The sequence below is a fragment of the Methylophaga sp. UBA3603 genome (genome assembly GCF_002375335.1).
Lineage (GTDB): Bacteria > Pseudomonadota > Gammaproteobacteria > Nitrosococcales > Methylophagaceae > Methylophaga.
Genome location: NZ_DFMC01000011.1, coordinates 24,885 through 38,731 on the forward strand (window position 1 = coordinate 24,885; position 13,847 = coordinate 38,731).

The following is a 13,847-nucleotide window of genomic DNA, read 5'->3' on the forward strand; positions in this document are numbered from 1 at the left end:
TTAAATTGTTTAAAACGTTATGAAGTTAAGCGTTAGGGGGAGGTAACAGAGGGGAATAATACAAAGTAACCAGCTGACTGCTAGTGGCGTTGGCAACGGCATCAGCCGTCCGCGCCTGAAAAAAATAGTGAATAACTGACTAAATCAGCAACCAGGTGCAGATGCAGATGATGATCATGATCAATATCCTCATGCTGATAGTCGTGATCAGCATGACTATGCGCAATGCTTAAATGGGCTGAATAATGATCATCTGGGAGGTGAGCAACGGACGCAGTAACGCCACTGACCATCAATAAATTGATGATAACAAAGATAGCGGTCAGTATGCGTAAGCGGTTAACCATAAAGCAATTCTAGCGTGATTGCATCGTTAAAGTCAGCCTTTTAACAACACGGCATTATCAGGAATATTCTGTTTCAATATTTCACAGTCACCCTGGGCCGGTTGCTGATCGGGAGCACGGTTTTTGTACCAGATACGGCAAAAACCCGGTGAGGGTATATATTCAGCAGGTACTGCGCTGGATGATCCCGAATAACGATCACTGTTGACTACACTATAAGCAGCACAACTACTCATAGCCGCCAGTATCGGTAATATCAGTAGTCGTTGAAGACAGGTTATCGTTAATTTCATCTTGTTATTCCTTAGCAATGTCTGGCTATTGAACATCCGCCAGTTTCGCGGCTTTTGCAGCCGGTCTATCAACGCAAGTAAAGGCAATTAAGTTGGCAAAAAAACCAACAACCAAAGCATCAATCTGCCATGGCTGCTGTAATACCGCATTCCAGACAATGGCAGAACCGATTCCAGCCACCGCTCCTGCAATAAACCGTTTACGACTTACATAACAGCCCAGAATCGCCATCGTCAAAGGCACTAATACAGTTGGCGCCCAAAAGTTATACGCATAAATCAGAATATCGATCACGCTATCAATCGATAAAGCAAAAACCATTGAAGCAATGCCCACCAGTAATGTGACCACACGAGCGAGCATTAATTCTACTGTAGCCGTTAATGGTTTTTTGCGTAATGGCCTGACAATATCATTACTAAAGGCAATTGATGCCGAATTTAAAAACGAATCTGCTGAAGACATAATGATAGACACAATGGCTGCTGCCACAATACCTTGCAGGATTGGTGGCACAGCCTGTTGAATGACATAAGGCATCGCTAAATTAGCATCTAAAGAAGGCTGCATGGCTAATGCCACTAAACCAATCAAACCGGTGATGGCAAAAAATGGGATCGAGAACAATCCGCTTAATAATGACCCACGAATAACATCTTTACTGCTTTTACCAATTAACAACCGTTGCAGATAGGGTGGTACCAAGGTTTCACCCAGCATGAAAGTCATAAATAACGATAATAATGCAATAACTGCCAACGGTTCTGTGGGCAAGGTAAAGTGCGTTGCAGGTAAATTGTTTTGCATGGCTTGCCAGCCGCCAACATGCTGTAAACCAAAATATAATGTCATGGGAATGCCGAACGCCAGCACGATAAATTGAATAATATCGGTCCAGACTACGGAACGCATTCCACCAACCGTTGAATAGGCGATAACGATGCCGCAACCGATTAATACACCCCACACACGATCAACATCAAGAAACAGGTTAAACACATACCCCATAGCACCAATTTGGGCACCAAGGATCCCCGCACATAGAGCGAGCGAAAATACACCACTGAAGAGTCGAGCGCCTTTACCGTAATGTTCATCCATAATATCGCCCACTGAAATGGCATTTGGATAACGCATCATTTGCGGAGCAATATATCGAGCGACCAGAATTTCTTTTATGCTAAAGTCCCATAAGGCAACAATATTACTGATGCCAACCAGAAATACCTTTTCAGCATTTCCCATGGAAAAACCACCACCGATAAATGATGCCGATAAAGTGGCAAATATCACCAGCATGCCAAAAGATTTTCCTGCCAGAGCATACTCGTGCATGGTTTTTATGCCCCGTCCGGCCCACAAGCCTATAAGCAATACAAAAAACAGGTAAATAATTACAACAAGGGTTTCCATATCCACTTATCCAAGAAAATGAAGTTTGGTAGAAGCTTACGTGTTTTTCAGGCATTAAAAAACCACCCGAGCACAATGTCTGGGGTGGTTTTAATTAAACTTGTAGTATGTAGCGTTAACTTCTTGTCATACTTTCACGTTAATGATATTGCCTAAATTTCCCTGCGGCACTGGAACTGCATCCAGTAACTTCAATACCGCCTGGCCTTGGGCCTCAATCTGATCATTGCTGAGTTTAAGCGTCGCAACCATTTGTTGCTGGGCAGACTGCTGAACGGACAACTGACTTGCCATTGCAGCAACATTTGTTGTATCCATTATGCCTCCCTAAAAACTTATCTAAATGCTATATCGGCAGCTTATTTCAAAACTTTATCGGCAATTTGTTCTACAACAAACCCCAACACCTGCCGTATTTCATTTCGTGGCTGATCTTCCATCTCAGCAATCTCAGCAGCTGAGTGACCTGCAGACCAATGTTGGCGGACAATACGCATTTTTTCAGCCGTTAATGAACTGAGCACTTCTGCTGTCATTTGATCCTCTATAAATTCAGGATCGACTTCACTTAGTTCCAGCTCACCAGTTACCGGCATTCTATCCTGCTGTCCCCATCTTTCAAGTAACAGACCCGCCTTGCTAATCCGTTCCTTACGCTGGTGTTGCAACGCTTCAATCCGCACTTTACCAGCAGTACGATTCAGTTTTTTTCCCACAGCACACCTGCCTGACGTCAATGAACTGAATGTTAATAACTTTTGATGACCAGCGAATTAGCGGGTCAGAAAAGCATTATTTTTCTTCAAAGAAACGCTTAAATACGTCTTTTGCCTTATTACGCGTATCCTCATTGTAACCGACAACCAACCCGGCAAGTAAAGTCGCTAAAACCGATTTACCAGGATGCTGATGTACAAACTTGCTGAGCGCAGGAGTAATAACTGCTTGCAGCACATTCTCCAAATCATCTACATCGGGTTTATTGGAGGTCTGGAAACTTGGTGATGCTTGTTTTGTGCGGTAAACAGCAAACTTTGCTACCAACATCACCAGTATGGCAGTTAACACATAACCACCCGCGGTGATGATGGCAGCAATATCTGGTGGATAATGAATCAATAACGCAAGATAAACAGCAAAACCAGCGAAGCCAAGGGCAAATATGCCTAGCAGTGTTGCTACTGCTAGCGCGACAGTATTAATTTGTACTCTTGATCGCCAGCCCATATATTTCTCCTGTGGCTTGTTTCCATTATAGTTGAGATGGGAATGGAATTACCGATCCAAAATTTTACCGAGAACCAAACCAACACCAAAGGCGACAGCCATACTACTGTAAGGGTGGCTCTCTACTTCGCTTTGGACTTTGCCAAACGACTCTTTCACTTGGTCCTGTGCTTGTCCTGCTGCGACTTTAACACGGTCCTGGCTCTCTTTGGCATAAGCGGAGGTCATCTCTCTTAACGTCTTTGTAACTTCTGCAAAATCCTTACGTAAGTTATCCAGTTGTTCCTGAAGTTCCTGATTACTAGCTTGAGTTGCCATTTGACTATCTCCTTGAATTAGTTTTACTGATTGATACCGCTATATCTTAGACACCGGTGTTAACCCGATTACTTCAAAATTAATCGGTTGCCTCTTCTATTGCGTCTCCACTTTCTTCAACGCTTTCATCGATGGCCTCACCTGCTTCTTCTGCTGGACCTTGATCCTCACACGCTGTGAGAAAACCTGCACCAGATAAAACAAAAGCCATTAACAAGACTTTGGATAAAAAGCGAAATGAATTTGAATCGGTATTTTGGAACATAATCATTTACCTCATATTAAAGAAATTAAACATCGTAAAAAGTGTATAAATTGATTATAAATTTTGAATCAGTGAAACATCTTTCGATTCACTTTTTCAAGTGTACTCTCAAGCTAACTTTTTGAGTTAAATTTCGCTTTAACCTGTGTTAAGGAGCTTTTTTTTTAAAAATCCTATGGTGTAACTCCATTCAACTCTAACAAGGACATACCATGATTAGTTGGGCGTTAACATTTCTTATTATTGCAATTATTGCCGGTGTTTTAGGCTTAAGTGGTGTTGCAGGAACTGCAAGCAGTATTGCATGGATTCTATTTGTGATCGGTTTGGTGCTTGCACTGATATTTTTTATCACCGGCCGTAGACCACCACTTTAACTTAACCCAATCTCCAACGATTTAAAAATTTAAATAAATAATACAAAAAATAAGGGTTAGATTATAAATCTGATCCTAGTAATAGCGCAGGATCGAAATGAGATAAAGTCACCCCAGCCATTTAATTTATTTGGTAGGCTATGCTCACCAAATTGTTAGATGGTTACCTTTTGGCACCGCCCGTTTTTCGGGTGGTGTCTTTTTTTTGGATTAACGCTAATTTATTAGATTGACTTCGCATATTTCCGGGGTATATTTCATCCCCATCATATTATCTTATGTTGATATTAGGAACGCTTATGAGCTCACCTTTGACTGAGAGTTGTATAGTTCATCAGTTTCAAAAATTCGCTGATCTCAACCAACATGAAATCAGTTTGTTACAAGCATTGGAAAAAGATCCCCGAAATTTTGAGGCCGATCAGCCAATGGCTATAGAAGGCGGCAAAGCCGAACGTTTTTTCACTCTCCAGTCAGGCTGGGCCTGTGCCATGCGCACACTTGCCGATGGACAACGTCAGGTATTGGATATTTTCCTGCCAGGCCAGATTCTAGGTCTGCGTGAAATCAGTTTTGATCGAAACCTTTCAGAATTCCGTACATTGACGGAAGTAAGAGCCTGCCCGTTTCCACGCCAGCGTCTGACTGAAATTTTCGATCAAGCGCCTCGGTTGACCGATTTGTTTTTTTTGATCCTTGCCCGAGAGCAATCCATGCTGATTGAGCGGGTCATTAATATCGGCCGACGCAGCGCCGTTGAGCGGCTGGCTCACTTTATTGTGGAGATGAAAGTAAGGCTCAATGTCGAAGCTGACAAATTTGAATTACCCATGAATCAAACGATTATTGGTGATACCTTAAGCCTGTCTTCAGTACATGTAAGTCGTACCTTTAAAGTACTGCGTGATGAGGGGTTACTTGAGTCGAATAATGGCGATATTCATATTCTGGATCTGGAAGGTCTTATAGATATTTCCGGGTTTGATCGTAATTATTTAGAAAGTCATTCCAACTGGGCCAGAGAAGACTAAACCCTACCTAAACGCTCGATAACAGTCACATCATCGATGGAATCAACGTCAGCTAACACCCCTCTTTCAATTGTCATAATTTTGTGAATCTTATCCACTTCTCGCTGTAACAGGTTTTTGGCACCTGTATCACCCTCTAACGCCATCAGCTCATCTTTATAAACGCTATTAAATCCCACCGGGTGACCACGTTGATCATCATAATAGGGTGCCGTAATGCCGGCACCCTGCTGTAAGCTCTCACAAATCTGCCGTAATACGGCGTGTGGAATTAGTGGCATATCGGCCAAACCGATGACCCAGCCACCAGCTCCCGCTGTTGCGGAGATGGCGGCTTTAAGACTGTGGCCCATGCCAGACATTGCCTGCTCGGCTTCAATCAGATTAATTTTTTCATGCTGTTGATCCGACCAGCTAATAATTGCCTCTTTTAACAACAGATTATCCGGCCGGATTACAATGCATAATTCATCAAACACAGAACACCACAATTGCAGCGTATGTTGAATCAATAGTTGCCTTTTGTTCGCTATCGTTAGCTCATGTAACAGTTTGTCCGCACCAAAACGTGATGATTGTCCAGCGGCCAGAATGATCCCGGTGGGAGCCCTTTGCTGATTCATTTAATTACAGACAGATTGAACTTCTTCAGCCCTGAATGGCTTTCTGACCATTGTTGATCGTCTTAGCTGAATTAGCTCGGCTAATATGGCGATAGCAATTTCAGGCGGTGTTCGGCTGCCAATCGATAAACCTACTGGTCCATGCAATCGCTCAATTTCCATTGCCGACAAATCAAACATCGCCAAGCGTTGACGGCGATTGGCATTATTTTTTTTGCTTCCCAGAGCACCGACATAAAAAGCAGCTGACTTGAGCGCTTCCAATAACGCCATATCATCCAGTTTGGGATCATGTGTTAGTGCCACAATGGCGGTATGTGCATCTGGCTGCATGGCCAACACTGCATCATCCGGCATTAGATTGAGCAGCTCTACTCCACCCACGTCCCAGCTTTCCCGCATTGCATCACGCGGCTCACAGATCGATACCTGATAATCCAGCGACTGTGCGATATTTGCCAGATAAGCCGATGTCTGACCTGCCCCAATAATCAATAATCGCCATCTTGGTCCATAAACTACAGATAGCTGCTGATCAGTGATTTGCACTGGAATATCAGTTGCTTTGGCATCGCTGCAATGGGTGTGTAGCGAAGAAAGGTTTAATTCACGTTTTATTAATCGATGGCCATTAATTGCATTGAGAATTTCAGCTACCCATACGCTATTTTTAACGGGCTCAACTACCAGCTCCAATGTGCCACCACAAGGCAGATTAAAGCGTTGAGCTTCATCCCGTGTTACGCCATACACCATTACTTTGGCCTGCTCTGTTGGCAATTCACCTGACACCGCTTTATTGGCCAGATCATCTTCAATACAGCCTCCGGAAACCGATCCGACCAACACACCATCACTGCGTAAAACCAGCATGGCGCCCGGTTGACGCGGGCTGGATCCGAAGGTTTTCACCACCGTCACCAGCCATACCGTCAAATCGGCTTCCAGCCATTTCTGCAGTGTTTTAAAGACTGAAAGATCGACACTGTCCATAATCAGCTTTCCAGTTGATAGCGAATAGGTAAGTTACGGATCCGCTTACCGGTCGCAGCAAAAATAGCATTGCATAATGCTGGCGCAATCGGCGGTAGGCCTGGTTCACCTATTCCACCTAATGGCTGGCTGAAATCTTCCATCGGCAACAAATGCACATGAATTTCGCGAGGCGATTCATTCATTCGAGTCACTTGATAACTATCAAAATTATCCTGTTCAACCGCACCGTCTTTAAAACTGATTTCACCGACGGTGGCCAGGCTGACACCCATGATGCAGGCCCCTTCCATCTGTGAGCGTATTCGCTCCGGGTTTACCTGAGGCCCACAATCCACAGCAATATCTATTCTAGGGATGGTTAATTCACCCTCATCAGAAACTTCTACCTCTACAATAGCGGCGGTATAACTGACAAAACTGTAATGCGTTGCCAGCCCTAACCCTCGCCCAGCCGGTAAGTCACGTCCCCAGTTGGCTTTTTCACATACCGCTTCGACTACCCGGCGTAATCTGCCTGTGTCTAAAGGATATTTTTCCGGCGATTCCCCATAATTCCATTCATCGTTCAGCTCAACCGGATTAATTTTCCGTGCCGGTCCAATCAGTTCCAATAAAAATGCTTTGTGATCACGATCCAAATCATGGGCCATTTCAGCGATAAAGGATTGGATCGCAAACGCCCGTGGAATATTGGCCACCGAACGGAACCAGCCAATCCGGGTATGAGCTTTGGCTTCCGGGTTTTCTATTTGAACGTTGTCGATTGCAAACGGGATATTCATTACCCCCATCCCCAGTTCAATCGGCATTTGATGAACTGAAGACGCATCAAAAGTTGATGATATTGAGGGTGCTACAGTGCGATGTAACCATGCTGTGGTTCTACCATCAGCATTCACCGCGGCTTCAAGATGTTCTATTGAAACAGTATGCAGATAGCCATTGTGTATATCGTCTTCACGAGACCAGGTAACCTGTACAGCACGACCCTCCATTGCTTTGGAAATTAATGCGGCTTCGACCAAATAGTCGGGCTTAGATTTACGACCAAAGCCACCCCCCAATAATGTGACATGAATGGTGACATCTACTGGTGACATTTCCAGCCATTTGGCAACGGTATCTTTACTGGCTTGCGGTGCCTGGGTGGGTGCCCACACTTCACATTTGCCATCCTGAATTCGGGCTGTAGCAACGGGAGGTTCCATTGGTGCCTGAGACAGATGCGGAATGTAATAATCTGCTTTGTAAGTTTTATCTGCCGTTTCTAACGCTTTTGCAACATCACCACTGCTACGGAGTACTTTTCCGCCAGAATTTGAAGCGGCTTCCAGCATTTTCTGGCGGTATTCATCAGTGTTATAACTGGCATTTTCGCCATGATCCCACTCGATTTTCAGCTTTTCACGCCCTTGCATGGCCGCCCAGGTATTTTCAGCAATCACGGCCACACCGCCTAAAGGATTAAATACAGCAGGTGGTGGGCTGCCTTCCAAGGTAACGACTTTAATCACGCCGGGGACTTTCATGGCTTCACTGTCATCAAACGACTTTACTTTGCCACCATAAACCGGAGGCCGGGCAATTACCGCATGCACCATCCCGTCAACTTGCACATCAATACCGTAGATAGCTTTGCCGGTAACAATATCTTCACCATCAATCAGCCTGGTAGATTGTTTACCGATATAACGGAACTGATCCGGAGTTTTTAAACGCAATGTTTCGCGTTCTGGAACATCCAATGCTGCGGCGGCTTTTGCTAACTCTCCGTAACCCAGTACTTTGCCGGAAGGCCGATGTTTGATTTGGTGATTTTCAGCGAAAACCTCATCAACTCCCACACCCCAATGAGCTGCCGCAGCCGCCTCCAGCATCATTCTGGCTGCTGCACCTACATTTCGCATCGGCATAAAGAAGTGTCTTACACTGCGTGAGCCATCGGTATCCTGATTTCCATAACGTTCTTCATCACCAGGGGCCTGGATAACGTTGACCTGATCCCAGTCAGCTTCAAGTTCATCAGCCACGACCATCGGCAGGCTGGTGCGCACCCCCTGCCCCATTTCTGAACGATGACTGACAATCGTTACACTGCCATCTTCTGCTATCGCAACAAATATCAATGGATTATCGACCCAGCCATGCGGCATGGCGTCTCGTCCATATTTAGGTGCTTCTTCATCTTCTGCAAAACCACTAAAAGGCATGCCTACAGCTAATACAAAACCCGTTAAGGCAAAGCCTTTTAACAGATTACGGCGACTGATATTAGTGATTTCAGTTTGCAGGCTTTCATTTTTCAGTGAGGTATTCATTGGGCACCTCCGTTGTTGGTGGCTGCCAATTTAATCGCATCTCGTATTCGGTTATATGTGCCACATCGACAGATATTGCCACTCATCGCATTATCAATATCAGCATCACTTGGGTCCGGATTATCGCGTAATAAAGCGGTAGCAGAGACCACTTGACCAGACTGACAATAACCACATTGCGGCACACCAAGCTCTACCCAGGCCTGCTGAATTGCCTGGCCAACTTTATCTTTACTGACGGCTTCCACGGTAGTGATTTGTTTGCCTTGTGCTGCACTTATCGGGGTTGAACAGGAACGAATTGGCTGGCCATCGAGCATTACAGTACACGCACCGCACAGTGCTTTGCCACAACCAAATTTAGTGCCGGTCATGCCCAGCACATCGCGTAAAGTCCAAAGAATGGGCATATCTTCAGGCAAATTAACTTCATGGCTCTCGCCATTGACTGATAATTTCATGAGGGCTTTTCCTGTAATTAATGAAAACGTAACGGGCCTTAGAGCTTGTTAAGTCTCAAGTCCTTGGGTCTGCTGACAACGTTATCAGCTGCATATTATGGTTAGATTAACGATACGAAATTATCGTAAAGTTGCATATAAAAGCTGTTGGAATCGCTAAGATTTAGTCACCATCGACTCCAACATGCCGTTCACAATACGAGGAGCTTCATCGGTTTTGGTGCCACGAAAGGTTGAGACCAAAAGTTTGGCTTCGTTATAAGCGGTATCTATTTCCTGACGAAATAGCTCCCGGAAACGCTTGCCGCCCATAATAAAAGAACCTTGTTGCTGAGCTATCTGCTCAAAAATCTGGTTTTCAGTGGCATTCTGACTTTGCACGATTAATTGTCCTGCCAGGCGACTGAATACCGGAACGGCCATTACAAAGGTAATCAGTTTGTTGACTTCTCTCGGACTGCGTTGTTTCCAGTACTGGGCATACGAAGAAATTTTACGAAAGGTACGCCAGTCCACGTCGGTCAGTTGTGCTATTGGTCCAGAAGGCTGCGCGCCATCAAACAAATGCTCCAGATCCACACAAAATGCATGGTAGTCCGGTAACGCCGCCAATGCCAGTTGAGTCGCTATATTAGCGATATCTGCCTCCAATTCTTCACGGGGCTCCAGCGTCCTGTCATAAAAAATAACAGATGAATGGAACTCTAAAGTATTGCTGTCCTGCCAGAAACGGATAGCCTTCAGCTTCGGATGAAACTCCGCGATCACCGCCACCGAGGCAAAAAGTTGATCCAGATTATCCATATCGCCAGTTCTCTAATAATCACTATTTCTGGGACAGAACAATAACTAAAAATGTTCAGCAGGCGCAGCAAGCAAACATAAAAAAATCCCGATGATCAGCATCGGGATTTTTTATCCGGCGCTACAGGTTAATCAATTCAAGACTTTTAAAGCAGCGTCATAATCCGGTTCATCAGCGGTTTCAGCTACCTGTTCGGTGTAAATAACTTTACCGTTTTCATCAATGACGACGACTGCACGGGATAACAGACCTTTTAACGGTCCGGTTTTAACCGTAACGCCATAGTCTTCACCAAAACTTGAACGGAATGCTGAACCAACTTCAACCTTATGCAGACCTTCAGCACCACAGAAGCGGGCCAAAGCGAAAGGCAGGTCTTTTGAGATACAGACTACCGTGGTGTTATCAAGCGCCGTAGCTTTTTGATTAAATTGACGAACTGACATTGCACAGGTGTCAGTATCAATGGATGGAAAAATATTCAGTACGATGCGACCACTGATATCCGTTAAATTCAGATCAGACAGATCGTCTTTTACTACTGAAAAACCAGGCGCTTTATCGCCCACTTTTGGCAGATTACCCACGGTCTCAAATGGATTTCCTTTCAAAGTAACTGTTGCCATGATGTTCCTCCTTACTAATTATCAAACAGAACAGCGAGCCTACACCCAAGCATTGGGAAGTCAAATCTATACGTATCGGGAGAAGAAAACACACTCGCTAATGTGAAGCCCTATAGTGACTCCACCCTAGAGACGAAGAAGATTATTGTCTTTAACCTTAGTTAACCGGGTTGGTTTCGAATTAAGCATACTGACATGTTTAGCTTGCTGATTTACGCCTAAATTTACAAAGATAGGGCGATTACTCCCAATACTCAAAATATACCGTCATAAATCTCAAATCAGTAGGCTATATAAATGCTGAATCATGTATAAATTTTCCAATATAAACAATAGGGTGTAAGCTCAGAACTAGCGGTTAACAGCGGGCAAAATTCCCGTGGCAGTCTGGTGTATAGTCAAAAAATCTTATTGATAATGAGCTCGGGAGGCAAATAGCCATGGCCAGTGTAATGAAAACCACCCATCACGGCGGCTGTCCGCATGACTGCCCTGATACCTGTTCAATGGTATATGAAGTCGAAAACGGTCAGTTAATCTCAGTTCGTGGTAATCCCGAGCATCCAATGACGCGTGGTGGATTGTGCGTCAAACTCAAAGATTACGAAAAACGTCATTATCATCCCGATCGCGTTTTACATCCGATGCGTCGAGTTGGCCCTAAAGGCAGTGGTCAGTTTGAACAAATCAGCTGGGATGACGCACTGACCGAAATCACCGACCGCTGGAAAGCGATTATTGAAGAATATGGCCCACAAGCCATTATCCCTTATAGCTATCTCGGCAATCAGGGCCTGGTACACGGGTTAAACGGTGGTGATGCTTTCTTCAACAAAATGGGTGCCACAGTTTGTGAGCGGACTTTTTGTGGTGAAGGCTCATGCACTGCATGGTTGTTAACCGTCGGTCCGACGGCCGGTGTGGACCCCGAAAGTTTTATTCATTCCAAGTACATCATCATCTGGGGCTGTAACTCCGTCAGCACCAATCTGCATCACTGGCATATTGTGAAAGATGCCCAGAAACGTGGTGCTAAAGTGATTGTTATCGATCCGTACAAATCCAAAACCGCTAAAGAAGCTGATTGGCATATTTCCCCAAGACCAGGCACCGATGGTGCTCTGGCTATGGCAATGATGCACACCATCATCGAAGAAGGCTTGGTAGATCAGGACTATGTTGATAACTACACCGTCGGTTATGAAGAATTAGCCGAACGGGCCAAACAAAGAACACCAGAATGGGCCGAAGAAATTACCGGAGTAAGCGCTCACGATATTCGTCAGTTAGCTCGTGAATTTGCCACCACGCAACCTGCAGCCATCCGTCTGGGTGTTGCCCTGGAACGTAATTATGGTGGTGGTCAGGCAATTCGTGCTATCAGCAGTTTACCGGCATTGGTGGGTGCATGGCGACATGTTGGCGGTGGCGCTTTGCAGTTCCCGGTGTGGGAACATCCCTATAAATTTGATGTGATCTGCCGACCGGATTTAATCCCAGAAGGTACGCGGGTGATTAATGCCATTCAGATTGGCCGGGCCTTAACCAATGAAATGAATCTGGATATTCCGATCAAATCGATGATGTGCTGGAATGCCAATCCTGTTACCCAGGCGGCTGAAACAGACAAGATCGTGGCAGGACTGATGCGGGAAGATTTATTCTTGGTGTCAGCCGAACATTTTCTCTCAGATACGGCGTCATTTGCCGATATCGTTTTACCTGCATCGATGGGTGCCGAGATGGAAGATATGGTGTTGTCATGGGGCCATCTCTATCTTACCTACAACGAAAAATGTGTTGAGTCTCCCGGTGAAGCTATTCCTAATAATGAAATTTTCCGCCGGCTTGCAGCCAAAATGGGTTATGAAGAAGAAAACTTCAAATGGAATGACAGTGAGTGTCTGGAAAATTATGTGGACTGGGATTCTCCAGCCTGTGAAGGAATTGATTTAGCCTATCTGCGTGAACATGGTTATGCCCGCCTTAATGTTGGCACCCGAGATAACCGGGCACCGCACAAGGCCGGTAATTTTCCAACGGCTACCGGCAAATGTCATTTCCGTATTGATGATGCCACCAACTTTGTTGCCGGCCCATTCAGACAAATGTATGACGGTTTTCAGCCTGGTGAACCGCTGGATAGCCTGCCGGATTATGTGGCTTCAAGAGAAACACCACAGACCAATCCGGAACTGGCTAAACGTTTCCCCTTGAATATCATTTCACCGAAAAGTCATGGCTTTTTGAATTCCTGTTACGCCAACATAGACAACAAGCTTAAAGCACAAGGCGATCAGTTTGTCATGATCAGTGCTGCTGATGCCGATCTCAGACAGATCCAGCAGGGAGATACTGTTCGGGTATTTAATGACCGGGGTGGTTTTGATGCCAAGGCACAAATCACCGAAGATGTCAGCCCGGGTATTGTTGTAGCTACGCTGGGATATTGGCGTCAACGCAATAATGGCACAGTGAACTGTGTCAGTTCAGCAGAGTTTGTTGATATGGGGCATGCACCAACCTTCACCGATAATCTGGTGCAGGTGGAGGCTATTAGATAAATAAGCCCTAGGGCTTGTTTATCTTTCATATCCACCACTGCTGGCGGCTATTTTTGTGTCCGACAAGGCGGAAAGCACGCAGTGTAGTCTTCCTACATAAGTGATTGACAACGCAGGCGGCCACAAAAATAGTCCCAGCCCTTCGGGTTGTGACTGAAAAAGCGCCACTCTGCGTTGCTCGT

General features: G+C 45.2%; 17 protein-coding genes. 3 read left to right on the forward strand and 14 right to left on the reverse strand.

Annotation, left to right across the window (positions count from 1 at the left end):
- Nucleotides 1-101: 101 nt before the first annotated feature.
- The 8 genes from B4F66_RS14280 to B4F66_RS14315 all read right to left on the reverse strand — a co-directional run bounded on the left by B4F66_RS14280 (nucleotide 102) and on the right by B4F66_RS14315 (nucleotide 3,864).
- Nucleotides 102-347 carry a hypothetical protein gene (locus B4F66_RS14280; RefSeq protein WP_292354301.1) on the reverse strand — a complete coding sequence of 82 codons (246 nt, stop codon included), beginning with the start codon at nucleotides 345-347 and terminating at the stop codon, nucleotides 102-104.
- A 32-nt stretch (nucleotides 348-379) separates the two neighbouring features.
- Nucleotides 380-640: a hypothetical protein gene (locus B4F66_RS14285; protein WP_292354299.1), complete on the reverse strand. Its 261-nt coding sequence runs from the start codon at nucleotides 638-640 to the stop codon at nucleotides 380-382.
- Between the two features lie 25 nt (nucleotides 641-665).
- Nucleotides 666-2,054: a sodium:solute symporter family protein gene (locus B4F66_RS14290; RefSeq protein WP_292354297.1), complete on the reverse strand. Its 1,389-nt coding sequence runs from the start codon at nucleotides 2,052-2,054 to the stop codon at nucleotides 666-668.
- A 126-nt stretch (nucleotides 2,055-2,180) separates the two neighbouring features.
- Nucleotides 2,181-2,372, reverse strand: coding sequence for a YjfB family protein (locus tag B4F66_RS14295; RefSeq protein WP_292354295.1), 192 nt, complete (start codon nucleotides 2,370-2,372; stop codon nucleotides 2,181-2,183).
- A 41-nt stretch (nucleotides 2,373-2,413) separates the two neighbouring features.
- Entirely contained in the window at nucleotides 2,414-2,770 is a 357-nt protein-coding gene (locus B4F66_RS14300) for a hypothetical protein (protein ID WP_292354293.1), read from the reverse strand.
- Nucleotides 2,771-2,846: 76 nt separating this feature from the next.
- Nucleotides 2,847-3,281: a phage holin family protein gene (locus B4F66_RS14305; protein ID WP_292354291.1), complete on the reverse strand. Its 435-nt coding sequence runs from the start codon at nucleotides 3,279-3,281 to the stop codon at nucleotides 2,847-2,849.
- A gap of 48 nt (nucleotides 3,282-3,329) precedes the next feature.
- The gene (locus B4F66_RS14310) at nucleotides 3,330-3,599 is read right to left on the reverse strand and encodes an ElaB/YgaM/YqjD family protein (protein WP_292354289.1); all 270 of its coding nucleotides are present in this window, start codon (nucleotides 3,597-3,599) and stop codon (nucleotides 3,330-3,332) included.
- A gap of 79 nt (nucleotides 3,600-3,678) precedes the next feature.
- Complete coding sequence (locus B4F66_RS14315; RefSeq protein ID WP_292354287.1) at nucleotides 3,679-3,864, reverse strand: hypothetical protein; 186 nt, start codon at nucleotides 3,862-3,864, stop codon at nucleotides 3,679-3,681.
- Nucleotides 3,865-4,076: 212 nt separating this feature from the next.
- On the opposite strand from B4F66_RS14315, the gene B4F66_RS14320 reads away from it, so the two are divergent.
- Both B4F66_RS14320 and B4F66_RS14325 read left to right on the forward strand, forming a co-directional pair.
- A complete protein-coding gene (locus tag B4F66_RS14320; RefSeq protein WP_292354285.1) occupies nucleotides 4,077-4,241 on the forward strand; it encodes a DUF1328 domain-containing protein in 165 nt (54 codons plus the stop codon).
- A gap of 299 nt (nucleotides 4,242-4,540) precedes the next feature.
- Nucleotides 4,541-5,272, forward strand: a complete 732-nt coding sequence (locus tag B4F66_RS14325) for a Crp/Fnr family transcriptional regulator (protein ID WP_292354283.1) — start codon at nucleotides 4,541-4,543, stop codon at nucleotides 5,270-5,272.
- Here B4F66_RS14325 and B4F66_RS14330 read toward each other — a convergent pair.
- The 6 genes from B4F66_RS14330 to tpx form a co-directional block, all read right to left on the reverse strand.
- Entirely contained in the window at nucleotides 5,269-5,895 is a 627-nt protein-coding gene (locus tag B4F66_RS14330) for a nucleotidyltransferase family protein (RefSeq protein ID WP_292354281.1), read from the reverse strand. The two genes, B4F66_RS14325 and B4F66_RS14330, sit on opposite strands and share 4 nt — an antisense overlap.
- On the reverse strand, nucleotides 5,896-6,888 hold the full coding sequence (locus B4F66_RS14335) for an XdhC family protein (RefSeq protein WP_292354279.1): 993 nt from the start codon (nucleotides 6,886-6,888) through the stop codon (nucleotides 5,896-5,898).
- 2 nt (nucleotides 6,889-6,890) lie between these two features.
- Nucleotides 6,891-9,209 carry a xanthine dehydrogenase family protein molybdopterin-binding subunit gene (locus B4F66_RS14340; protein ID WP_292354277.1) on the reverse strand — a complete coding sequence of 773 codons (2,319 nt, stop codon included), beginning with the start codon at nucleotides 9,207-9,209 and terminating at the stop codon, nucleotides 6,891-6,893.
- Nucleotides 9,206-9,670 (reverse strand): (2Fe-2S)-binding protein, encoded by a 465-nt coding sequence (locus B4F66_RS14345; protein ID WP_292354275.1) that lies wholly within the window; start codon nucleotides 9,668-9,670, stop codon nucleotides 9,206-9,208. Before B4F66_RS14345 ends, B4F66_RS14340 begins: the two co-directional genes overlap by 4 nt.
- A 156-nt stretch (nucleotides 9,671-9,826) precedes the next feature.
- Nucleotides 9,827-10,474 carry a hypothetical protein gene (locus B4F66_RS14350; RefSeq protein WP_292354273.1) on the reverse strand — a complete coding sequence of 216 codons (648 nt, stop codon included), beginning with the start codon at nucleotides 10,472-10,474 and terminating at the stop codon, nucleotides 9,827-9,829.
- Between the two features lie 132 nt (nucleotides 10,475-10,606).
- A complete protein-coding gene (gene tpx / locus B4F66_RS14355) occupies nucleotides 10,607-11,101 on the reverse strand; it encodes a thiol peroxidase (protein WP_292354271.1) in 495 nt (164 codons plus the stop codon).
- A 440-nt stretch (nucleotides 11,102-11,541) separates the two neighbouring features.
- On the opposite strand from tpx, the gene B4F66_RS14360 reads away from it, so the two are divergent.
- On the forward strand, nucleotides 11,542-13,665 hold the full coding sequence (locus B4F66_RS14360) for a molybdopterin-containing oxidoreductase family protein (protein ID WP_292354269.1): 2,124 nt from the start codon (nucleotides 11,542-11,544) through the stop codon (nucleotides 13,663-13,665).
- Nucleotides 13,666-13,847 lie beyond the last annotated feature (182 nt).

Bases quoted from the DNA above. Each gene is read 5' to 3' on its own strand.
- B4F66_RS14280 (WP_292354301.1), bottom strand. From the start codon at position 347: ATGGTTAACCGCTTACGCATACTGACCGCTATCTTTGTTATCATCAAT.
- B4F66_RS14285 (WP_292354299.1), bottom strand. From the start codon at position 640: ATGAAATTAACGATAACCTGTCTTCAACGACTACTGATATTACCGATA.
- B4F66_RS14290 (WP_292354297.1), bottom strand. From the start codon at position 2,054: ATGGAAACCCTTGTTGTAATTATTTACCTGTTTTTTGTATTGCTTATA.
- B4F66_RS14295 (WP_292354295.1), bottom strand. From the start codon at position 2,372: ATGGATACAACAAATGTTGCTGCAATGGCAAGTCAGTTGTCCGTTCAG.
- B4F66_RS14305 (WP_292354291.1), bottom strand. From the start codon at position 3,281: ATGGGCTGGCGATCAAGAGTACAAATTAATACTGTCGCGCTAGCAGTA.
- B4F66_RS14310 (WP_292354289.1), bottom strand. From the start codon at position 3,599: ATGGCAACTCAAGCTAGTAATCAGGAACTTCAGGAACAACTGGATAAC.
- B4F66_RS14315 (WP_292354287.1), bottom strand. From the start codon at position 3,864: ATGTTCCAAAATACCGATTCAAATTCATTTCGCTTTTTATCCAAAGTC.
- B4F66_RS14320 (WP_292354285.1), top strand. From the start codon at position 4,077: ATGATTAGTTGGGCGTTAACATTTCTTATTATTGCAATTATTGCCGGT.
- B4F66_RS14325 (WP_292354283.1), top strand. From the start codon at position 4,541: ATGAGCTCACCTTTGACTGAGAGTTGTATAGTTCATCAGTTTCAAAAA.
- B4F66_RS14330 (WP_292354281.1), bottom strand. From the start codon at position 5,895: ATGAATCAGCAAAGGGCTCCCACCGGGATCATTCTGGCCGCTGGACAA.
- B4F66_RS14335 (WP_292354279.1), bottom strand. From the start codon at position 6,888: ATGGACAGTGTCGATCTTTCAGTCTTTAAAACACTGCAGAAATGGCTG.
- B4F66_RS14340 (WP_292354277.1), bottom strand. From the start codon at position 9,209: ATGAATACCTCACTGAAAAATGAAAGCCTGCAAACTGAAATCACTAAT.
- B4F66_RS14345 (WP_292354275.1), bottom strand. From the start codon at position 9,670: ATGAAATTATCAGTCAATGGCGAGAGCCATGAAGTTAATTTGCCTGAA.
- B4F66_RS14350 (WP_292354273.1), bottom strand. From the start codon at position 10,474: ATGGATAATCTGGATCAACTTTTTGCCTCGGTGGCGGTGATCGCGGAG.
- tpx (WP_292354271.1), bottom strand. From the start codon at position 11,101: ATGGCAACAGTTACTTTGAAAGGAAATCCATTTGAGACCGTGGGTAAT.
- B4F66_RS14360 (WP_292354269.1), top strand. From the start codon at position 11,542: ATGGCCAGTGTAATGAAAACCACCCATCACGGCGGCTGTCCGCATGAC.